This window comes from Micromonospora sp. KC606, assembly GCF_004348675.1.
GTDB lineage: Bacteria > Actinomycetota > Actinomycetes > Mycobacteriales > Micromonosporaceae > Micromonospora.
On sequence record NZ_SMKN01000101.1, the window covers coordinates 1 to 20,798 of the forward strand.

The 20,798-nt window shown below is 71.1% G+C and carries 19 protein-coding genes; 12 read left to right on the plus strand and 7 right to left on the minus strand.

Annotation, left to right across the window (positions count from 1 at the left end):
• On the minus strand, positions 1-1,079 hold a 1,079-nt coding region (locus tag E1193_RS18920; RefSeq protein WP_132184525.1), incomplete at its 3' end, for a 3-deoxy-7-phosphoheptulonate synthase.
• 309 nt (positions 1,080-1,388) lie between these two features.
• On the opposite strand from E1193_RS18920, the gene E1193_RS18925 reads away from it, so the two are divergent.
• Together E1193_RS18925 and E1193_RS18930 are read left to right on the plus strand one after the other, a co-directional pair.
• Positions 1,389-2,540 carry an alkaline phosphatase PhoX gene (locus E1193_RS18925; protein ID WP_132184526.1) on the plus strand — a complete coding sequence of 384 codons (1,152 nt, stop codon included), beginning with the start codon at positions 1,389-1,391 and terminating at the stop codon, positions 2,538-2,540.
• A 133-nt stretch (positions 2,541-2,673) separates the two neighbouring features.
• A complete protein-coding gene (locus E1193_RS18930; RefSeq protein WP_132184527.1) occupies positions 2,674-2,889 on the plus strand; it encodes a hypothetical protein in 216 nt (71 codons plus the stop codon).
• Here the strand turns inward: E1193_RS18930 and E1193_RS18935 are convergent.
• Positions 2,886-3,614 carry a phosphodiesterase gene (locus tag E1193_RS18935; protein ID WP_132184528.1) on the minus strand — a complete coding sequence of 243 codons (729 nt, stop codon included), beginning with the start codon at positions 3,612-3,614 and terminating at the stop codon, positions 2,886-2,888. The two genes, E1193_RS18930 and E1193_RS18935, sit on opposite strands and share 4 nt — an antisense overlap.
• A 135-nt stretch (positions 3,615-3,749) precedes the next feature.
• Here E1193_RS18935 and E1193_RS18940 point away from each other — a divergent pair, with 135 nt between their 5' ends.
• The 7 genes from E1193_RS18940 (at position 3,750) to E1193_RS18970 (ending at position 11,784) form a co-directional block, all read left to right on the plus strand.
• Entirely contained in the window at positions 3,750-5,042 is a 1,293-nt protein-coding gene (locus tag E1193_RS18940) for a pitrilysin family protein (protein WP_132184529.1), read from the plus strand.
• Between the two features lie 173 nt (positions 5,043-5,215).
• Positions 5,216-6,562 (plus strand): pitrilysin family protein, encoded by a 1,347-nt coding sequence (locus E1193_RS18945; RefSeq protein WP_132184530.1) that lies wholly within the window; start codon positions 5,216-5,218, stop codon positions 6,560-6,562.
• A gap of 157 nt (positions 6,563-6,719) precedes the next feature.
• Positions 6,720-7,745: an aspartate-semialdehyde dehydrogenase gene (locus tag E1193_RS18950; RefSeq protein WP_132184531.1), complete on the plus strand. Its 1,026-nt coding sequence runs from the start codon at positions 6,720-6,722 to the stop codon at positions 7,743-7,745.
• A 160-nt stretch (positions 7,746-7,905) separates the two neighbouring features.
• Positions 7,906-8,322 carry a CBS domain-containing protein gene (locus tag E1193_RS18955; RefSeq protein WP_132184532.1) on the plus strand — a complete coding sequence of 139 codons (417 nt, stop codon included), beginning with the start codon at positions 7,906-7,908 and terminating at the stop codon, positions 8,320-8,322.
• A gap of 170 nt (positions 8,323-8,492) precedes the next feature.
• A complete protein-coding gene (locus E1193_RS18960; protein ID WP_132184533.1) occupies positions 8,493-8,864 on the plus strand; it encodes an SCP2 sterol-binding domain-containing protein in 372 nt (123 codons plus the stop codon).
• Complete coding sequence (locus E1193_RS18965) at positions 8,864-10,924, plus strand: glycogen debranching N-terminal domain-containing protein (RefSeq protein ID WP_132184534.1); 2,061 nt, start codon at positions 8,864-8,866, stop codon at positions 10,922-10,924. Before E1193_RS18960 ends, E1193_RS18965 begins: the two co-directional genes overlap by 1 nt.
• Before the next feature lie 110 nt (positions 10,925-11,034).
• On the plus strand, positions 11,035-11,784 hold the full coding sequence (locus E1193_RS18970) for a lysophospholipid acyltransferase family protein (RefSeq protein ID WP_132184535.1): 750 nt from the start codon (positions 11,035-11,037) through the stop codon (positions 11,782-11,784).
• Positions 11,785-12,549: 765 nt separating this feature from the next.
• Here E1193_RS18970 and E1193_RS18980 read toward each other — a convergent pair.
• The gene (locus E1193_RS18980; protein WP_243707775.1) at positions 12,550-13,089 is read right to left on the minus strand and encodes a DUF4240 domain-containing protein; all 540 of its coding nucleotides are present in this window, start codon (positions 13,087-13,089) and stop codon (positions 12,550-12,552) included.
• 133 nt (positions 13,090-13,222) lie between these two features.
• On the opposite strand from E1193_RS18980, the gene E1193_RS18985 reads away from it, so the two are divergent.
• A complete protein-coding gene (locus tag E1193_RS18985; protein ID WP_207922763.1) occupies positions 13,223-13,987 on the plus strand; it encodes an HAD family hydrolase in 765 nt (254 codons plus the stop codon).
• A 137-nt stretch (positions 13,988-14,124) separates the two neighbouring features.
• Here E1193_RS18985 and E1193_RS18990 read toward each other — a convergent pair whose 3' ends face one another.
• The 3 genes from E1193_RS18990 to E1193_RS19000 all read right to left on the minus strand — a co-directional run bounded on the left by E1193_RS18990 (position 14,125) and on the right by E1193_RS19000 (position 17,722).
• Entirely contained in the window at positions 14,125-14,604 is a 480-nt protein-coding gene (locus tag E1193_RS18990; protein ID WP_132184537.1) for an HIT family protein, read from the minus strand.
• A gap of 1,008 nt (positions 14,605-15,612) precedes the next feature.
• Positions 15,613-15,906, minus strand: a complete 294-nt coding sequence (locus tag E1193_RS18995) for a hypothetical protein (protein WP_132184538.1) — start codon at positions 15,904-15,906, stop codon at positions 15,613-15,615.
• An 892-nt stretch (positions 15,907-16,798) separates the two neighbouring features.
• Positions 16,799-17,722 (minus strand): aminoglycoside phosphotransferase family protein, encoded by a 924-nt coding sequence (locus E1193_RS19000; protein WP_165945776.1) that lies wholly within the window; start codon positions 17,720-17,722, stop codon positions 16,799-16,801.
• A gap of 108 nt (positions 17,723-17,830) precedes the next feature.
• On the opposite strand from E1193_RS19000, the gene E1193_RS19005 reads away from it, so the two are divergent.
• Positions 17,831-18,064, plus strand: coding sequence for a hypothetical protein (locus tag E1193_RS19005; protein ID WP_132184540.1), 234 nt, complete (start codon positions 17,831-17,833; stop codon positions 18,062-18,064).
• Between the two features lie 274 nt (positions 18,065-18,338).
• Positions 18,339-18,737 carry a hypothetical protein gene (locus E1193_RS33275; RefSeq protein ID WP_243707776.1) on the plus strand — a complete coding sequence of 133 codons (399 nt, stop codon included), beginning with the start codon at positions 18,339-18,341 and terminating at the stop codon, positions 18,735-18,737.
• A 563-nt stretch (positions 18,738-19,300) separates the two neighbouring features.
• Here E1193_RS33275 and E1193_RS19020 read toward each other — a convergent pair.
• On the minus strand, positions 19,301-19,825 hold the full coding sequence (locus E1193_RS19020) for a hypothetical protein (RefSeq protein WP_132184541.1): 525 nt from the start codon (positions 19,823-19,825) through the stop codon (positions 19,301-19,303).
• Positions 19,826-20,798: the final 973 nt, after the last annotated feature.

Sequence of the window (20,798 nt, forward strand, 5' to 3'; positions counted from 1 at the left end):
GGTGTGGGGAGGGTGGCGCGGCGGGCGCGGACGGCCTGGGCGAGGTGGCCGAGGACCTCATCGGTGGTGTCCCAGCCGATGCAGGCGTCGGTGATCGAACGCCCGTAGGTCAGCTCGCGGGTCGGGTCCAGATCCTGCCGGCCGTCGAGCAGGAAGCTCTCCAGCATGATGCCGACGACGCCGCGCTGACCGGCGGCGAGCTGCGCCGCCACGTCCGCCACGACCTTCGGCTGGTTGCGGTGGTCCTTGCCGCTGTTGGCGTGGCTGGCGTCGACCACCACCCGCTCGGGCAGCCCGGCGGCCCGCAGCAGGTCCAGCGCGCCGGCGACCGACCCGGCGTCGTAGTTCGGGCCGTCGTTGCCGCCCCGCAGCACGAGGTGCCCGTCGGCGTTGCCCCGGGTGTGCATGATCGCCGGCGTGCCGGAGACGTCGATGCCGGGGAACACGTGCGGCACGCCCGCCGCCCGGATCGCGTCCACCGCCGTCGAGATGCTGCCGTCCGGGCGGTTCTTCATGCCGATCGGCATGGACAGGCCGGAGGCGAGCTGCCGGTGCACCTGGCTCTCCACCGTCCGCGCGCCGATCGCCCCCCAGGCGACGGTGTCGGCGATGTACTGCGGGGTGATCGGGTCGAGGAACTCGCAACCGACCGGCAGACCGAGACGCAGCACGTCGAGCAGGAGCGCCCGGGCGGTGCGCAGCCCTCGGTTGACGTCACCCGAGCCGTCCAGCGCCGGGTCGTTGATCAGCCCCTTCCAGCCCACCGTCGAGCGCGGCTTCTCGAAGTAGACCCGCATCACCACCAGCAGGTCCTCGGCGTGCCGGTCGGCGGCCTCGCGCAGCCGGCTGGCGTAGTCCAGGGCGGCTGCGGGGTCGTGCACCGAGCAGGGGCCGACCACCACCAGCAGCCGGTCGTCGGCGTGGTCCAGCACCTGGCCGACCGCGCGTCGCCCGGCCAGCACGGCCGAGGTGAGCGAGGCGTCCAGGGGCAGATCGTGCAGGAGTAGGGCGGGGGTGGTCAACGGCACGACACGGTCGATCCGCTGGTCGATGACCGCGCCGGTCTCCGGGGTCGTCACGGTGGGATTCCTTCCGCCGACCGTGCCCGGGGCCGGTACCCGGGTCGAGCCGGCTGCTCGTACGCAAAAGGGCAGGAACTTCAGCTCCTGCCCGGCCGGCTCGAACTCAGGTGACGTCAGCTCATGGCGAGGTCACCGGCGTCGGAGCCGGCTGCCTAAACCATCGATACGAACACGTCACGTCGACCAGCGTACCCGACGGTCGGGGAAGGCTCATCGGGCCGTCCGCAAAGCCTCGCCTGGAGTTTACCTGCGTCGATTCCCCCGTCGGTAACTTCGTCGGCACCAACAGCAAACTGGGAGGTCTCGATGGACCGTCGCTCCGTCCTGCGCGCCACCGTCGCCGGTGGGGCCGCCGCCTTCGCCGGCAGCCTCTGGTCCGGTGTGGCGTCGGCCGCCCCGGCCCAGCCCGGCCCCAGCCCGTACGGTCCGCTCGGTGCCGCCGACGTCAACGGACTCCAACTCCCCGCCGGCTTCACCAGCCGGGTGATCGCCCGCTCCCGGCAGGTCGTCGCCAACACCTCGTACACCTGGCACGACGCCCCCGACGGCGGCGCCTGTTTCACCGCCGGCACCGGCTGGATCTACGTCTCCAACTCGGAGATCACCCCCGGTGGCGGGGCCTCGGCGATCCGGTTCCACGCCGACGGGACGATCGCCTCGGCGTACCGGATCCTGTCGAACACCAACCAGAACTGCGCGGGCGGCGCCACGCCGTGGGGCACCTGGCTCTCCTGTGAGGAGGTCAGCCGCGGCTTCGTCTACGAGACGTACCCGCAGGGCGGCACCAGCGCCGTGCAGCGCCCGGCGCTGGGACGGTTCAAGCACGAGGCGGCGGCGGCCGACCCGGACCGTCGGGTGATCTACCTCACCGAGGACGAGAGCAGCGGCTGCTTCTACCGGTTCAGGCCGACCGTCTGGGGCGACCTGTCCAGCGGGACGCTGGAGGTGCTGGTCGCCGGCACCGCCACCAGCGGCCCTGTGACCTGGGCCCCGATCCCCGACCCGGACGGCTCCCCGACCTCCACCCGCAGCCAGGTCTCCGGGGCGAAGAAGTTCAACGGCGGCGAGGGCTGCTGGTACGCCGACGGCACCTGCTGGTTCACCACGAAGGGCGACAACCGGGTCTGGGCGTACGACGCGGTCAACCAACGCATCGACCTGGCGTACGACGACTCGCTGGTCTCCGGCACCGCCCCGCTGACCGGGGTGGACAACATCACCGGCACCGGCTCGGGGGACCTGTACGTCGCCGAGGACGGCGGCAACATGGAGATCAACCTGATCACGCCCGGCGGGGTGGTCGCGCCGTTCGTACGGATCAACGGGCAGGGCAGCTCGGAGATCTGCGGCCCGGCGTTCTCCCCGGACGGCAGCCGGCTCTACTTCTCGTCCCAGCGCGGCACCTCCTTCTTCTCCTCCGGCGGCATCACCTACGAGGTGCGCGGGCCGTTCCGCTGACCGGCGAGCACCGGCCCCGCGTCCGCCGGTCGCCCTGCCGGCCGGTCGCCTGCCACCGGCCCGGCCCAGGCGACCGGTGTGGCGGGGACCATGCCGGCGTGCCGGCTGCCCGGTCGGGGTAACACCCCTCGGCATGACCCACGAGCAGAGCGACCAGGAACGGACGGAGTCCCGCGCCCACCTGCTGCCGGAGGAGGCGGCGGCCGGCAGCGACGACCCGCAGGCGCAGGCCGAGGCCATCCTCACCGAGTCCGACATCCGCGAGGAGGACCAGAACGCCGCACCCGACACGGTGCTGGAGCACCGCACCTCCGAGCAGACGGCGACCCCGATCGAACCCCCGGACTAGACACGCGGCGGCCACCGCGTCGACGCGCCCCGGCCCCGGCGGGACCCGGCGTAGGTCTGCTCGCGCAGCCAGGCGAGCGGACCCGCCGCCCGCAGGCCCGGCGGCAGATTGCCCACCGGGTCGAAGGCGAGCGTCGCGTCCGTCCGGGCGTCCAGCGGAGCACCGAGGGCCACCTGACCGAACGGTCGCCACGGACCGACGGCCGACGCGACCGCGAGCACCAGCCGCGGCGCCACCTCCCGGGTCGTCGCGGCTACCTCACCCAGGCTCCGCCCCAGGTCGGCCGACTCCGGGTCGGCCAGCGCCGCCAGCCAGAGCCGTCGCCTCCCCACCCGGTACGACATGATCGTGCTGTACGTCCCGGCGAAGCGCCGCCGGGGCAGCGGCAGGTGGCGCAGCACCGGCGCGGCGCCGCTGGAGCTGACCAGCAGGTCGAAGGGGCGGCCTCGCGGCCGGTGCAACCGGACCGCCAACCCCAGCACGTCCGGCCAGCTCCCCGGGGTGGGCACCCCCTTCGACAGCCGCGCCGTGGCCCGGTACCGCCCCGGGACGTCCAGCAGCCGGACCCCGGTCGGGTGGTCCGGCGTACCCCAGATCGTCACCTCGGCGGCGAAGCTGCGACCGGCGGGATGCAGCAGGCGGGCCCCGCGCCAATGGGCCAGGGCGGCGGCTGCTGCGGCGACGGCCGCCCCGAGGGTGATGGCGGTGGCGCGGCGGACGGGCATGCCCTCCGGATACCCCACGCCGCCCGGTCGATGCCCGCACCTGCGCGTCGGTCGATGCCCGCACCCGTCGCAGGCGGGGCTCGCCGGGCCACGGGGGAGTGCCTTTCCACCCCGGAGATCGGATAGCGTCGGGTCATGCCCGACAGCGGTTACCCCTGGCCCATCGAGACGACCCGACTGGACAACGGCCTTCGCGTGGTGGTGAGCGAGGACCGCACCGCGCCGGCGGTGGCGGTCAACCTCTGGTACGACGTGGGTTCCAGGCACGAGCCGGCGGGGCAGACCGGCTTCGCCCACCTCTTCGAACACCTGATGTTCGAGGGCTCGATCAACGTCGCCAAGACCGAGCACATGAAGCTGATCCAGGGTTCCGGCGGGTCGCTCAACGCCACCACCAACCCGGACCGCACCAACTACTTCGAAACCGTTCCGGCCGAGCACCTGGAACTGGCGCTGTGGCTGGAGGCCGACCGGATGGGCGGCCTGGTCCCGGCCCTGACCCAGGAGACGCTGGACAACCAGCGTGACGTGGTGAAGAACGAGCGCCGGCAGCGCTACGAGAACGTCCCGTACGGCGACGCTTGGCTGCGGCTGCTCCCGTTGCTCTACCCGCCGGGCCACCCGTACCACCACGCGACGATCGGCTCGATGGCCGATCTGAACGCCGCCGACCTGGCGACCTTCCAGGAGTTCCACGCCGAGTACTACGTGCCGAACAACGCGGTGCTCACCGTCGTCGGCGACGCCTCCGCCGCCGAGGTCTTCGCGTTGGCCGACAAGTACTTCGGCGCGATCCCCGCGCGGGCGGACATCCCCGCCGCTCCGGACGGCCGGAGTGTCGCGGCCACCGGCCGGGCCGCCGTCGAGACGGTCACCACCGACGTGCCCGCCCCCCGCGTGTACGTCGCGCACCGTACCCACCCGTTCGGCACCCCGGGGTACGACGTGACGACGGTGCTCGCCGCCGTGCTCGGCAGCGGCCGGGGCAGCCGCCTCTACCAGCGGCTCGCCGACGGCGAGCGGATCGCCCAGCCGGACACGGTCGGGGCGTACGGAGTGGACCTGGCGCACGCCCCGGCCCCGCTGATCGTCACCGCCACCGCCCGCCCCGGGGTCACCGCCGAGCGGCTGGCCGCCGGGGTCGCCGAGGTGGTCGACGAACTGGCCACCGTCCCGGTGACCCACGCCGAGCTGGACCGGGCCAAGGCGCTGCTGAGCACCGCCTGGTGGCGGCAGATGTCCACGGTGGACGGCCGCGCCGACACCCTCGGCCGGTACGCCACCCAGTTCGGTGACCCGGCGAAGGCCGCCGAACGGCTGCCCGCCTGGCTCGCGGTGACCGCCGAGCAGATCGCCGAGACGGCCGCCGAGGTGCTCGGCGCCGTCGACCGGGTGACCCTGACCTACGTGCCGGAGGAGGGCCTGTGAGCGCGAGGAGTGAGCGGCGCGGCCTGGACGTCCGGCGCGGCCCGCGACCCGTGAGCCCCGCAGTCGCGAACGGAAGGAGGGCCTGTGAGCGCGAGGAGTGAGCGGCGCGGCCTGGACGTCCGGCGCGGCCCGCGACCCGTGAGCCCCGCAGTCGCGAACGAAAGGAAGCTCTGATGACGCTCATCGCCACCCGTCCCGGCACGGGGGCTGCCCGCCCCTACCGGTTCCCGACGGTCGTCCGGCGGGAGGTCGCCGGTGGCCGGGTCGTCGCCGCGCACCTGCCGGGGCAGAACCTCGCGGTCGCGGTGCTGCTGCTCGACGCCGGGGCCGGCCGCGAACCGGTCGGCAAGGAGGGGCTCGCCGGGGTGCTCGCGAAGGCTTTGGAGGAGGGCACCGCGCAGCGGGACGCCACCGCGTTCGCCCTCGCCGTCGAGGGGCTCGGCACCGAGCTGGTCACCGGCCTGGACTGGGACTCCTTCCAGGTCAGCGTGCAGGTGCCGGTGGACAGACTGGGCGCCGCCGTCGAGCTGCTCGCCGAGGCGGTCCGCACGCCCCGCCTCGAACCGGACGACGTGCGCCGGGTCCGGGACGACGAGGCGAACGCGCTGCGGATGGACTGGGCGAACCCGGGCCCGCGCGCCGACGCGGTGCTCCGCGCCGACCTGTTCGGCCGCGACAACCGCTGGGGGCGGCCGATGCACGGCGACCCGGAGTCGGTGGCCGCCCTGGACGTCGAGGACGTCACCATCTTCCACTCCGAGTGGTTCATCCGCCCCGGCACCCTGGTCGTCGCCGGTGATCTGGACCGGCTGGACCTGGCCGCGCTCGGCGCGGCGGCGTTCGCCGGCACCGGTGGCGGCCCGGTGGACCGGGACGCCCCGATCGAGGTGCCGCCGCGTGCCGGGAGGCGGATCATTCTGGTGGACCGGCCTGGTTCGGTGCAGTCCACGTTGCGCCTCGGGCACCCGTCGCCGCACCGCGCCCACCCCGACCACGTGCCGATGACGCTGGCCGGCACGGTGCTGGGCGGGGCGTTCACCTCCCGGCTCAACCACCTGATCCGCGAGGTGCACGGCTACACGTACGGCATCCGGGGCGACTTCGCCTCGTCCCGCCGGTTCGGCCGGTTCGCGGTCGCGTCCGGCGTGCAGACCGCGGTGACCGCCCCGGCCCTGGTGGAGGCGGTGGGGGAGATCACCCGTACCCAGCTGACCGGGGTGACCGAGGACGAACTGGCGGTGGCCCGTTCGTGGCGGGCCGGTCAGCTCTCGGTCGAGTTGCAGAGCCCTCGGGCGATCGCCTCGGCGCTGACCACCCTGGTGGTGCACGATCTGCCGGACGACTACCACGCCCGGTTGCGCGAGTCGCTGCTCGCCGCCGACGTGGCGCAGGTCTCCGCCGCAGCCGCCGCGCACCTGCACCCCGAGTCGCTCACCCTCGTCGTCGAGGGTGACGCGGCCCTCATCCGGGACGACCTCGTCGCCGCCGGCCTGGGTGAGGTCACCGACCAGTCCGAGTGACCGCCGCCTGGGCGTCGATGCGAGATCTTGGTAGGGGGCGGTCCTGCCTTGGGCGCTTTCCTACCAAGATCTTTTCCCCATGTGATTCCGGTCGCGTCGGCCCGGGCGGTGGGAAAGGATTCCCGTGCGGCCCGGTCACCTGGGTAGCCTCGCGGGCATGAGGATCGGCATTGTGGGGGCCACCGGCCAGGTCGGTGGCGTGATGCGGCAGGTGTTGGCGGAGCGCGACTTCCCGGCGGAGCAGGTGCGGTTGTTCGCCTCCGCGCGGTCGGCCGGGCGTGCTCTGCCCTGGCGGGCCGGCGAGCTGACCGTCGAGGACGCGGCGACCGCCGACTACTCGGGGCTGGACATCGTGCTCTTCTCGGCGGGCAAGGGCACCGCGAAGGAGCTGGCCCCCCGGGTCGCCGCCGCCGGTGCCGTGGTGATCGACAACTCCTCGGCGTTCCGGATGGATCCGGCGGTGCCGCTGGTCGTCGCCGAGGTCAACCCCCACGCCATCACCGACCGCCCGAAGGGCATCGTCGCCAACCCGAACTGCACCACCATGGCCGCGATGCCGGTGCTGCGCCCGCTGCACGAGGAGGCGGGGCTGGCCGCTCTGGTCGTCTCGACGTACCAGGCGGTCTCCGGTGCCGGCGTGGCCGGCGTTGCCGAGCTGGACGAGCAGGTCCGCAAGGTCGCCGAGGACGCCGCCACGCTCGCCTTCGACGGCTCGGCCGTGGAGTTCCCCGCCCCGCGCTCGTTCGCCCGGCCGATCGCCTTCAACGTCCTGCCGCTGGCCGGCTCGATCGTCGACGACGGCTCCGCCGAGACCGACGAGGAGCAGAAGCTCCGCAACGAGAGCCGCAAGATTCTGGAGATTCCGGGCCTGAGGGTCTCCGGCACCTGCGTGCGGGTGCCGGTCTTCACCGGCCACTCGCTCCAGATCAACGCCCGCTTCACCCGGCCGATCACCCCGCAGCGGGCTCGTGAGCTGCTCGACGGCGCTCCGGGCGTGGCCCTGTCGGACGTGCCCACCCCGCTGGAGGCTGCCGGCCAGGACCCGACCTACGTGGGCCGGATCCGCGTCGACGAGACCGTCGAGCACGGGCTGGCGCTCTTCTGCTCAAACGACAACCTCCGCAAGGGCGCCGCGCTGAACGCGGTGCAGCTCGCCGAGCTGGTCGCCGCCGAGCGCCGCTGAACCCGCCGTCGGCCCGGGCCGCCTGCTCCGGCAGGTCGCTCGGGCCGATGCTGCGTCCGCCTGTCGACGTGTCCGCGGTGTGCCGCCGCACGGTCGACACAGGGTTACCTGACCGGTGGCGCCGGGTAGTCGTGCGTGCCGACACCGAGAGGGGAGCACCATGACAACGGTCGGAGAGTTCATGACGACCCGGTTGGTGACCATGGACGAGAACGACACGCTCGCCGCGGCGGCGCAGGAGATGCGCGACAGCGCCATCGGGGACGTCGTGGTGACAGCCGGTGACGACGTGGTTGGCATCGTGACGGACCGGGACATCACCGTCCGCGGTGTGGCCGAGAACAAGGATCCGAACGCCACCAGGTTGCACGAGATCACCAGCAAGGACCTGGTGACGGTCAGCCAGTACGACGACGCCGTCGCCGCCGCCGACCTGATGCGGACGTACGCGGTCCGGCGGCTGCCGGTGATCCAGGACGGCAGGCTGGTCGGCTTGATCTCCATGGGCGACCTGGCGGTCGAGCGCGAGCCGCAGTCCGTGCTCGCCGACATCAGCGCCGACGATCCGAACAACTGACCGTCCGCCGCGGGCGAACCCGACGCCGGTCCCGTACGGGACCGGCGTCGTCGTGTCCGCGCGCACCAGAGCGGCTCACCCGATCCGGGCGAGGTTGACGTCGCGGTGGACGGGCACCCCGCCGGAGAAACTTCGCCATGCCGTGGAACGACGGAAGAGAGGACCCGATGGTGGGGGACGCGACCACGAGGTTCTTCGAGGATCTGAACCGCCGGGGCTACGAGCCCGCGCTGGGCAAGGCATCCGGCAGGCTGCGCTTCGACCTGCACGAGGGGGCGCAGACCACCCACTGGCTGCTCGAGATCGACCGGGGAAAACTGCGGGTCAGCCAGGAGGACCGGGAGGCGGACACCGTGATCGGCGCCAGCCCGGCGGTCTTCGAGGAGGTTGCCTCCGGCCGGGGAAACGGCCTGGCGGCGTTGCTGCGTGGGGACATGACGATCACGGGCGACCCCCGGCTCGTCGTCCAGATCGAGCGGATCTTTCCCGGGCCGCCGGACTCGGAGGGGCCGGGCCGGCACCTCCGCAGGGAGGTGCACTGATGGGCTCGAGCGACACGATCCGGATCCTCGACGGCAACACCTTCGTGGTGTCGCAGGACACCGGCGACATCGAGGCGACCGCGAGCGAGCCGACCGGCCTGTTCTCCATCGACACCCGGTTCCTGTCCCGTTGGGTGCTCACCGTCAACGGGGAACGCCTCAACGCCCTCTCCTACGACGACCTCCAGTACTACGAGGCCCGCTTCTTCCTCGTGCCCGGGATAGCCACCCACTACATCGACGCCAAGCTGTCCATCATCCGGGAACGCGCGGTCGGTGGCAGCTTCCGCGAGCAGGTGGTCATCCTCAACCACGACGAGAAGCCGGTGGACCTGGAGATCCGGATGGAGGCCGGCTCCGACTTCGCCGACCTGTTCCAGGTCAAGGACGAGATCGTCAACAAGAAGGGCGAGATCTACGCCGAGGCCGAACCGGACCGGTTGCGGCTGGGGTACCGGCGCGGCAACTTCGTCCGGGAGACCGTCATCTCGTCGTCCGCGCCGGCCCGGTACGACCGCAACGGCTTCGGGTACACGGTGCACCTGGAGCCGAACGAGCAGTGGGAGACCCGGATCGACGTGCAGACCGTCGCGCTCGGACCGGGCGGGCGAGACCTGCGGATGGGACTGCGGGCGCACGGCCCCGGGCGGCTCGCCCTCCAGCACGACCTGGAGGAGTGGATCGCCAAGGCGCCGAAGGTGAACAGCGAGCACGAGGACCTCGCTGCCACCTACCGGCGTAGCCTCGTCGACCTCGCCGCGCTGCGCTTCTCGCCGCTCTCGCTCGGCGGCCAGACCCTGCCCGCTGCCGGTCTGCCCTGGTTCATGACGATGTTCGGCCGGGACAGCATCCTCACCTGTCTGCAGGTGCTGCCCTTCGTGCCCGAACTGTCCAAGACCACGCTGCGGATCCTCGCCGCCCTGCAGGGCACCCGGTTCGACGACTTCCGGGACGAGGACCCGGGGCGGATCCTGCACGAGATGCGCTACGGCGAGACGGCCGCGTTCGAGGAGCAGCCGCACTCGCCGTACTACGGCTCCGTCGACGCCACCCCGCTGTTCGTTGTCCTGCTCGACGAGTACGAGCGGTGGAGCGGGGATGTCGCGCTGGTCAAGGAACTGGAACCGGAGTGCCGACGCGCGCTCAAGTGGATCGACGACTACGCCGACCTGGTCGGTAACGGCTACATCTGGTACGAGCGGCGCAACGTCGACACCGGCCTGGAGAACCAGTGCTGGAAGGACTCCTGGGACTCGATCTCGTACTCCGACGGCACCCTGCCACCGTTTCCCCGGGCGACCTGTGAGGTGCAGGGGTACGCGTACGACGCGAAGCTGCGCGCCGCCCGGATGGCCCGACAGTTCTGGGGCGACCCGGCGTACGCCGACCAACTGGAGCGGGAGGCCGCGCAACTGAAAGAGCGGTTCAACCGGGAGTGGTGGGTGGCCGACGGCGAGTTCTACGCCCTCGGTCTGGACCCGGACGGCCGGCAGTGTGACGTGCTCAGCTCGAACATGGGGCACCTGCTGTGGAGTGGCATCGTCGACCACGACCGGGCCGAGAAGGTGGCCCAGCACCTGGTCTCCGACCGGCTCTTCACCGGCTGGGGGGTGCGCACCCTCGCCGAGGGGGAGGTGCGGTACAACCCGATCGGCTACCACAACGGCACGATCTGGCCGTTCGACAACTCCTTCATCGCCTGGGGACTGCGGCGGTACGGCTTCGCGGAGGAGGCCGCCACCATCGCCAGCGGCATCCTGGATGCCGCCCGGTACTTCGACGGGCGGCTGCCGGAGGCGTTCGGCGGCTATCCCCGGGAGCAGACCAAGTTCCCGGTGGAGTACCCGACCGCCTGCAGCCCGCAGGCCTGGTCGACCGGTACGCCGCTGCTGCTGATCCGGACCATGCTGGGCCTGGAGCCGCACGAGGGGCACCTGGCGGTGGAGCCGGTGCTGCCGGTGGGCATGGGCCGGATCGAGGTGCTGGACATCCCCGGCCGGTGGGGCCGGGTGGACGCCTTCGCCCGCGGCCGGCTCGAACTGCACCGTGTGATCGGCTGACTCCCGTCCCCGCCGTCCCCGCCGTCCCCGCTGGACGGCGGGACGGCGGGGCTTCTTCATGGTCGTTCGGCCCCTACGGAGGCGTAACCTACGCGCGGTAAAGTTGCCGGATGCCGGAACTCGTGTATCCGCCCGTGATCGCCGCCGCCAAGACCATGTTCCGGGTCCTCGACCTACGACTGACCGTCGAGGGCAGCCACCATGTCCCGCGCTCCGGCGGGGCCGTGCTGGCCTGCAACCACATCAGCTACCTGGACTTCATCTTCTGCGGCTTCGGCGCCCACGAGTCCCGCCGGCTGGTCCGGTTCATGGCCAAGCACGAGGTCTTCGCGCACAAGGTCTCCGGGCCGCTGATGCGCGGCATGAAGCACATCTCGGTGAACCGGGCGGCAGGTGCCGGATCGTTCAACACGGCGGTCGACGCGCTGCGCCGGGGCGAGGTGGTCGGCGTCTTTCCGGAGGCGACGATCAGCCGGTCGTTCACCGTCAAGGAGCTCAAGAGCGGTGCCGCCCGGATGGCGCAGGACGCGGCCGTGCCACTGCTGCCGGTGGCGCTCTGGGGCACCCAGCGGATGTGGACCAAGGGCCGCCCGAAGGACCTGACCCGGCGGCACACCCCGATCACCATCCTGGTCGGCGAGCCGATGGACCCGACCGCCTACCCGGACGCCAACACGATGACGGTCGAGTTGAAGAGCCGACTGTCCGCCCTGGTCGACCGGGCCCAGCAGGAGTACCCGGAGAAGCCCGTCGGGCCGGAGGACGCCTGGTGGCAGCCGGCCCACCTGGGCGGCACGGCACCCACCCTGGTGGAGGCCGTCGAGCTGGATCGGCGCGGCCGGCGCACCGCCACCTCCTGATCCCTCGGGCGTCGCACCGACGCGGCACGGAGCGTCCGGCGGTCCGCCTCGCCTCGACATCGGCTCCAGGGTCATCTGCTGCCCGGGGAAGGACGAACCCGAAGGCGGCCGAGCGCTGACCCACGGATGTACTCAAGTCCCGTAACGTCTTCGTACTCCACCGCCCCCCGGCCGGTGGCAGCGGCCTGGGCCGGTGTGCCTCGGCTTGGTGGCTCGGGTTGGTGGCCGGATTTGCCCCCCGGCAGCGACCCGGTGCTCTTTTTCCCGCAGGTGGGCGGCCTGGCCGTGTGACATTCCCCGGCGCTCCGGCGCTGGAGAGGCAGAAGGTCGTCGCCCCGCCAGGCGCGGGGGACGTCCACAGCCGGACTCCGGCGCCGGGCGGGAGCCTCCCCCTTCGCCTGCTCGGCGTCGGTCGGCCGCGCCGCACGGATGACGACACCCCCCGGATCGTCCTCGCGACGTGGACCGACCGGTGCCCGTACGGGCGCCTGTGGGACGGCGGTTGCCCCCCACGGCCGCCGTCCCGTCCGGTCAGCCGACCTGGTGGCGGAGCCACTCCAGGGCCGCCGGGCCGCCGTCCAGCACCGAGATGTGCCCGTCCCCTCCGGCGTCAGCCGCAACTCGGCGGAGGGGCAGCGGCGGGCCAGCCAGGCGCTGTGCGCGGCTGGCACCACCCGGTCCCGTTGAGGCGAGGTCCGGGCCCGGCCGGCGGGTGGAGCCGCCGTAACCGGGCCGGTCGTTCTACCCCGACCCTCGACAGCGGCGTCAGTCCTCCGGCCAGCCGGCGGGGTTGCTGACCGACTCGCGGGAGATGCCCGAGCCGGTGTCGGGCCAGTCGCCGAAGCGCTCGGCGTGCAGGTGGGCGAAGAAGTAGCAGATCTGCTCGCAGTCGGCGTCGACCACGGCCCTCGCCGGGTCGGCGCGGACCGCCTCGTAGAACTCGCGGCCCAGCGCGACGATCCACCCCCGGGCGTAGAGGAAGCCGTCGTCGGAGCCGTCGGTGACCGTGTGCAGGTCCTGCCGGTCGATGTCGTACAGCTTGCGCTCGACCACCCGGTCCAGGTCGGTCAGCTCCGGGCTGGACAGGTCGGCGCAGAGCGCGCGGAGGTTGGCGAGGAACTGATCCAGCCAGGCGTCCAGCGCGTACGGGTCGAGGTCGTCGGTGTCGGGGTCGCGGGTGGCCAGGGCCTGGCGCAGCGTCGCCGGCTCCGGCCCGAGCGGCGCCCAGGCCGCCTCCACCAGTGCCCAGAACCGGGCCTCGTGCTCCACCGTGGGCATCCGCGCGGTATCGGCAGTGTCGGTCACGGGCGGAGGGTAGCGAGCCCGACCGACAGGATCCGGCCTACCGCGAGCACCGCCGGACGACGGGTTTCCGCTCGGCGGGACGCCGCCGGCCGGCCTCCGCCGTGGCGCCCCGCCGTGGGGGAGGATGACGGACATGCTCCGACCGCCTCGCGCGCTCCTGCTGGACTTCGGTGGCGTCCTGGCCGACGCCCCATCCCAACCGCCGGCCCCGCCGGATCTGATTCGACAGCTGTCCGAGGTGGTCGCCGGCGCGGTGCCGATTGAGCGGATCGCCGCGGACCTCGAAGCGGGAGACCGGGCGTACGCCCGGTGGCGCGACACCGAGGGTAGATCGGCCGAGCCCGTCGAGCTGTCGCACGCGCAGGTGTGGGCGGAGTTCGTGACCCGTACCTGGCCCCGGACGGCCCGGGAGGCGGTGGAACGGGAGGCGACGCCGCTGGCGTACGCCTGGAACTGGCGTGAGCACTGGGCGGTGCGGCCCGGGATTGCCGAGGCCCTGCACGCCACCGCCGAGGCCGGCCTGCCCATGGCGGTGGTCAGCAACGCGCTCTGCGGCGCCGCGCACCGGGACTTCCTCGCCGCCGCCGGCCTGTCCGGCCTGTTCGCGGCCGAGTTCTACAGCGACGAAGTTGGCCTGCGCAAACCCAACCCCAGGTTGGCGCTCCTGGCGGCCGACGCGATCGGTGTCCCCATCGGCCAGTGCTGGTTCGTCGGCGACAGCCTCCACCGCGACATCGCCTGCGCCCGCCGGGCCGGAGCGCAGGCGGCGATCCTGATGCGGTCCCCGCGCACCGACAGGGAGCCCGTCCGCGCCGAGGCGGAACCCGACGCGCGGATCGAGGACGGCCACGGCCTGCTCGCCCTGCTCCGGCAGAGTTGGGGCACTGCCGGAGTGTGAAGGCGGGCCCAGGGAAGCACCGCGTCGCAGCGCGCGCCGATAGCGCCGACGCCCGCGCCGTCGCCGTGTTCGCGACGTCTCGACCAGCGTGATCGAGCAGGCCAGGCAATCGCCATCCTCGGTCTGGATGAGCCCGCTCACCCGGTCGTGATGCCCGAAGTGCCTGCGCGAGTCAGCCACTGTGTCAGGGCGTTCGCCACGCGGTCCATCTCGTCGGCACTCACCGCCTGGCCTTCCGGCTGCCCCAGAAGCCCGAACACGTTCGGTCCCCGGCGGTCGGCGGGCAGATCAGCCGGCCGTGGGATCACGTGGAAGTGAACGTGGCCGAAGCCCTCAGCCTCCGCGAACTGCACGACGTACGTCTTCACACAGCCGGTCACGGCTTGCAGCGCTCGCGAGAGGCGTGCCTGCCAGTAGCCCAACCCGGCGGCTTCCGCATCGGTCAGGGCCGCGATGGTGAGCACATGACGACGCGGAACGAGTACGAGCCAGCCCGGTAGCTTGGTACCCACGGCGTGCGCCGCACGCCAGTGCTCATCGGCCGCGATCCGCTCACGTGGGGGCAGTTCGTCAAACCGGGCGGTGTTGTCACAGGCGAAGCACCCTTGCTTGATCATCACTGTGCAGTAGAGCTCATGCTGGCCGCTACTGCCACCCCGCCTTCGCCTGGCGGATCTCCTCGTCGGGCAGTCGCAGACCGGCCAGCCTTCCCGGCGGCCCGGCGGCTGCCGCCAGCCTGTCCCGATGGCACCCCAAGATGGAGCGGTCCCGGCGAACGGTGACCGTGCCAGCGCAGACCCTCGCGCTGTTCCGGGCGCGCATCGCGGCAGCAAGCGATGCGCCGTTGACCTGCGGTAATGGTGGTGCGCCCGGCAGGATTCGAACCTGCGGCCTTGGGATTAGAAGTGGCGTTCACGTTTCGCTCCCTGGCTTCCCTGGATTCACTGGCTGCATGAATCCATGCTTCGGCTGTCCCTGGTTGCTCTGGTGCCCTGCATTTCGCACCCGCGAATAGCTCCACGGCAGGGCCGAGTAATCAGCCGTAGGTGCCCCGAGGAAGGTTGACTCTCTGTAATCCCACACCAAGGCGTCACCGAGATTGTTCAAACCTCTTGTACATCCATCTCATCAAGGCGGCCCTCACCGGGCCGCACGCGCCGCCGCCAGGGCGCGCACCGGCCGCTTAGCTGTCGCACGCGGCCGGCACGCCGGTGCCCGGCGGCTGGCGCGGAAGCGGGAAGCCCAACGGGGCCACCGACGACAGACAGCGTCGTGAAGGGGGTGAGCGGGGTGGGCCGGCAGCCGGCCGGGCGCCGCGGCTTCACGCGGCGCAGCGAACCGCACGCCAGGCCACGACGCGAGCAGCCGCCCGATAGCGGGTTGCGGCTACTGCGCCTCCGGCGGGGGCGTTCGGGCTCCAGGATGGCCGAAGACCGTCGGCGGGTTGTGGTCCGTGGGTGGTTACGCACGCCATCCCGCCTGCCTCTGACCCGGGCCGAGCCGAGCAGACCACCGCCCGACCCGCCAGCGTCCGACCGTGCGTCAAGGCGCGTCTTGACATGGCGGGCCGGGCGGCGGCCCGCTCCCCAGGAGGGCGGGTCGACGGCAGAAGGGATGACACAACGTCAATTGAGGGGGATGTCCCGCCAAGAAATTAGGATCTTCATTGCATCCCGCGGTGCAGATAGCCCTCGGTGTCCCGGGGCGATGGCCCGCCGAAGGGAAACGTTCATCGTTCCTGCAAACTTGAGCAGTTCCACCACCTGGTCCATTTCCTCCGGCTTTGCGCCGGATGCTGCCTGGCCAATCAATGTCCGGACCTCGCTGAGAACGTTGTCCAACTGGTCGTGAAGGAGGGGAACCTGAAAGCTGCGAACCCCCGAGATGATCTGCCGCAGGGCGCCATCCGCGTCAGACACGTGACTCAAGGTCTCAGTGCCGATCGCCTCAAGTCATGATGGTGGTTCGCGAAGTCGGGACGCGGCTAGGATGGCCCTTTGTCGCATGGTCTCACGGTCCGGCGCAGCGTTCAGTTCTTGGAGAATTTCCCCAAGGGTAGTGGTAAACTCCTCCGCGTTGTCGACTGCTTGAGGCGACAACTCAGAGAATCTCGGCCAGTCGAGATCGCCAATCTTCTCCCCAGCCAATGTCGTGGCGGTCCACGAATACGCGAATGGTGCGGCCTGTCTTGGCTAGATATAAACCCTCGATGCGCGTCTTTATTTCGTCTGCTATGCCGTTCATGATCTCGTTGTCACGTCGCGAATAACTCAAAAAGCATTGGACAACTTCCGCTGGTCTGTCAATGTTTGAGGGCGAGCCGGTGTCCACGGGGACGGTGGGGGTCCAACGGGCGGCCCGGCGTAACCGTAGGTCGGGCCTTCGTAGTCATGATCCGGAGTAGGTGCGGAATGATCAAGCTTGTCGGCCGCGCAGCGTGAGGCGTGTGCCCTCGTGGAAGCACGGCAAGTCTGTCCAGCGCACCAGCCTTCCTAAACCGTGTGTCCAGACAGGAAGGCAAGTGCGTCGGCCCGGACCCGGCCTGCTGGCGACCTCCGGCCGGCATCGGCCGGTTCGGCGGCCATGCCCCACGAGGGCGCAGCGTGCCAGATCCATGCCAGGTCGGTAGGTCGCGACGGGTGATTGACGGGGACTGGGAGAGTGACCGCTTGGCCGCAGGTCACGAGCGCCGCAGGCCAGGGCGATTCGAAAGAGCCCCCGGCAGTGTGGGAGTCAAGAGCTGTCGGGTGGTAAACGGGCAGACAAGGCTGTCGCTGCTGGGGGAGTAGATCAGCGCTGTGGGAGCGGCTGCTAAGGCAGGCGCGGGAGCAGCAGGTAGGCGATGTCGAGGGCGCGACTGATTGGGGATCTGTCGGTCACCACGGACCAGTCCTCGGCCGACCACACGTCAGACATGACCGCCTTGACGAATCCCCATGCCACGACGCGGTCGACCGGCATCGCCAGCTCGTCCGCGAGTTGCTCGACCCGCGATGGGACCAATGCTGTTAGCGCCTCGTTGCGGTCGTCGGGATCCGGGTTGAAGAGCAGCGCGCCGACCTCGTACCCGGGGTCGCCGACGATGCCGTGTGGGTCGATGGCCAGCCACGGCTCGCGGGTGGCGCGCAGGATGTTGTCGTGGTGCAGGTCGCCGTGCAGGACGACGCGTTCAGTGGCCGACGCGCAGAGCTCGCGCATCAACCCGCCGGCACGGACGACGAGGTCAAGCGGCAGCGGCCCGGCGTCCCCGTGGACGTTCACGTAGTCGTCGAAGGCCTTGGCCTGGGTCAGGGCCTCGGGCATCTGGCAGCCGGGCGGCGGCGGCACGTGTAGGTGCCGCATCACACTGACCGCCGCCGATGTGGCCTCGGCGTCCCGATCGGGCACCAGGTCGCGGGCACGCCAACCGGGTGTGATGCGTTCCAGCAGCAGCGCACCGCGATCGAGTTCTGCCCGCAGCAACCGGACCGCCCCACGGCCGGCGAACGCCGCGAGCGCGGGAGCCTCCTCGGCGAGGGACGTGCCGGTCGGCACGCCCAGCTTGAGCACGGCCGGAGTCCCGTCGCCGCAGGTGACCGCGGTGACGTAGTGGTACGACAGGTCGTACGGTGCGCCGATCGTGAGATCCCAGTCGCGGGCCAGTTCCCGCAGAATGGACGGCAGGTCCGCGAGCCATTGGACGCCGTCGTCGCCCCAGACGCCCACGACGTTACGGGCCAGCTCGTCCGTGATCACGCCCGCACACGATAGTCGATCACACGTCGATGAGGACCGGGACCACGTCGACGTAGCCGTAACGAGGGGTCGATGGGGTGCGGCCGAGCAGCTGGCACGATCGGTGCCATGCCGAACGGGAAGCCGGGCGACCACCCCATCACAGACATCATCGTTCACCGCATGGAGGTCTTCGGACCACCGTGTGACGACCTGATCCGAGAGATCAGCCAACGCGGTGGTGGCTCCGCTCTTGATCGCCTCGATCTGTTGTCACTTGATCCGCGTTTCGGCGGTCGGCCGGACCTCGCGGCGCTGGAGGCCGATCTGCGAGCCATGCGCGACCGACTGCCGGCGCCGTAACGCCGCGCGCCGTGCCCGATGCAGCGGTCAACACGGGCGCGCAACGGCGCGCCCACAGGTCGACTTCCAACGGTGCGTAGCTCGTCTCCAGGAGAGAGGGACTGAACACCAGTAGCCTGAGACAAGGAACGATCAAGATCGTCTAGCCGGACCTGTCACGGATCAAGTGATAGCGATCCGTAACGCATCAAGTGGAGCCCGACAGCCTGCGGCGCGGCGGCCGTACTCGCAAATCAACGGTACGAATATCGACGTTGCCGCTGCTCATCTCCACATGCGGGACAAGGACGGGGCTGCCGAAGCGCTGCGTACCGTCTTGGACCTGCCTCCACACAAGCGCAACGTCTCGCTGACCGGCCGGCTGGCCCGGATAGAGCGTCTGCTGAACGAGGCACCGTGGAGCGGGGACGCCGACGCGCGGCAGCTCGCCGAGCGCATCTCCGTGTGGCTGTCGGAGACCTCAGCTCGGCCGCTCGCCTGGGCGGTGCCAGGCGGCCAACACCTGCGCTTCCTTTTCTTGGCTGATGCCGATTTCGGCGGCGCGGTCGTGGTTGCTGACCTCCCCGCTGTCGACCAACCACCGCCAGGTGTCCCGCGCGGTCAGGGCGAGGGGACGGGTACGGAGGGCCGGCGGCGCCCGCGAACCACGCCCCACCCCGCGCGTCAGCCTTGATTAGTGAGACGACTTCGCGACAAGTCCCGGAAAACCGTGGGCCGGGCGGACATGACACGACCCGTTCTCCGCGGTCCAGAGCCCACGAGGATCGGTAGCCAACTCAGGCAGCCGGAACTGCCGAACGGCGCGCACAGGACCGCTGAGGCCAGAGGAGGGAAGGGGAAGGCGAGGAGGATGAGATGTGGGAAGGGGCAGGGCTAGAGACGCCTCCGGCGGGGCCAGACGACTCCAGGATGGAGTTGCCGAACGGTTCCGGTGGGTGGGCGGTTGGGGAGCTGCCATCCCGCCCGCCACCGACCCAGGCAAGCCGAGCAGACCAGGGCCAGGGTGACCAGGTCGTACGTCCGGTAGGGCGATCCACCTGGTCACCCTGGCCCTGGCCCGCTCCACCGAGGTGTGGGTCGGCGGCAGACAGGATGGCAGCACGTGCTTCCACTGAAGCGATAGCGTGCGGCTGTTCGCCGACTTCGACCTTAAGAGGCGTTGATGGGCGCCGAGGTCGACTCGGGTGGGCGCCACCGGCGCCTACGTCGTGAACAGATGCCCGCCGGGCCCGACCGCTACGGAGCGAGGTGCTGATCATGGACGTGGTTCTGTGGTGGCGTCCGATCGAAGTCGCCGGGGTCGGCGCCGTCGCGTTCACACCCGTCCCACTCGATTTGCACGGCGAGGTTGGCGTTGGTGAGGGCGGCTTCGACGGCGGCTTCGGCGGCTTGGAAGGCGTCCTCGCGGGTGGTCGCGGTGACCTCGATGAGCAGGGGTAGGACGACGCGGACCTGCCAGCGGTGGGGCAGCAGGGGTAGGTCCAAGGTCTGCAGGAGGGTGTTGGCGGCGTGGACGTCGACGTGCTCGTCACTGACGGCGTCGAGCAGTGCCTGACGGACGTGGTGCCGGTACTGGGTCAAGGCGTCGGACGTGCCCGTACCCGTTTGCAGGGCGGTGTGGGTTTCTCTCGCGTAGGACTGGATATGGGAGGCGGTGTTGGTGCGCCAGCCCGCCGGGTCCGGCTGGTTGGGGTATATGGCGTGCGGCCGGACAGTTTCCAGGGTCCGCCGTTGCGGCATCGTCGCTTCAGGTGTGGTCATCGTGGTTCTCCTCGCTGAAGGAGCGGCCGACGGGTAGCCTGCCCCGCCGTTGTGAGGGGCGGGGCAGGGTGTGTCGGTGGTCCGGCTGACCCGGGACCCGTAGGTATCGGGGTAACGGTCAGATGCCGCCACCGGTAGCCGCTCGTGGTGGCCGCGCAGCGTGTTGATCCGCCCCCGCTCCCAGATCAGGTCACCCCCGTCGCCGACGGCGTCATTGACCGGCCCGGAGAGCTGACCCTCGATCCACTGGGCTCAACGACCGCCCACCCGTCGAGTGACGCGCGCGGCCGGCCTGCTTCGCCCCTGAGCTGGGGTGGCGGTGATCCACGCGGCCGGCGGACCGGTGATCGTCCAGGGCGGCGTGGAAGGCAGGCGGCCGAAATCGTTTTCCTGCGTGACCCGGCACCCCGAGAACCCGACGGGTACGGCCACCGACCAGTCCCACGGGCAGCGTCACCTCCGCCGCACCTTGCTGCCGCCCTGCGGCGGAGGTAGTACGGACGGGCGTCGTCCGTGCCGTCCTCTTCCACGCTGATGCCCGCTCGGGTCAGCTGCCCGCCGCTGTGGTATCAAATCGGCCGCTGGGACCGTCGTCGCCGTTGCGCATCCGGTCCCGCCTGGCCGACATCGGTTCGAGCGGTGCCAGCGGCGGCATGCTTGTCCCGTTCAGTGCCACTGCCGCGGCAACCGGCTCCTTCGGAGCCGCCGCCCCGGCCGCCTACGGCGCCGGGGCGGAAAGTCAGCCGGCCCGCAAACCACGCCCCGCCCCGCGCGTCACCCCTGGCTCCGTGAAGGGACCGGTGACGAGTCCCGGTGTGACCAGTGCCAGGCGGGACACGCCTTCACCCGTTCTCGACGTTCCAGAGGCACCACAGAGGGCCGGAGCCACCACCGGCAGGACGAGTTGCCGAACGACTCGTACGAAGCCGCTCAGGCCCCCCAGGGAGGAAAGAGGCAAGGGTCGTGGAGGGGG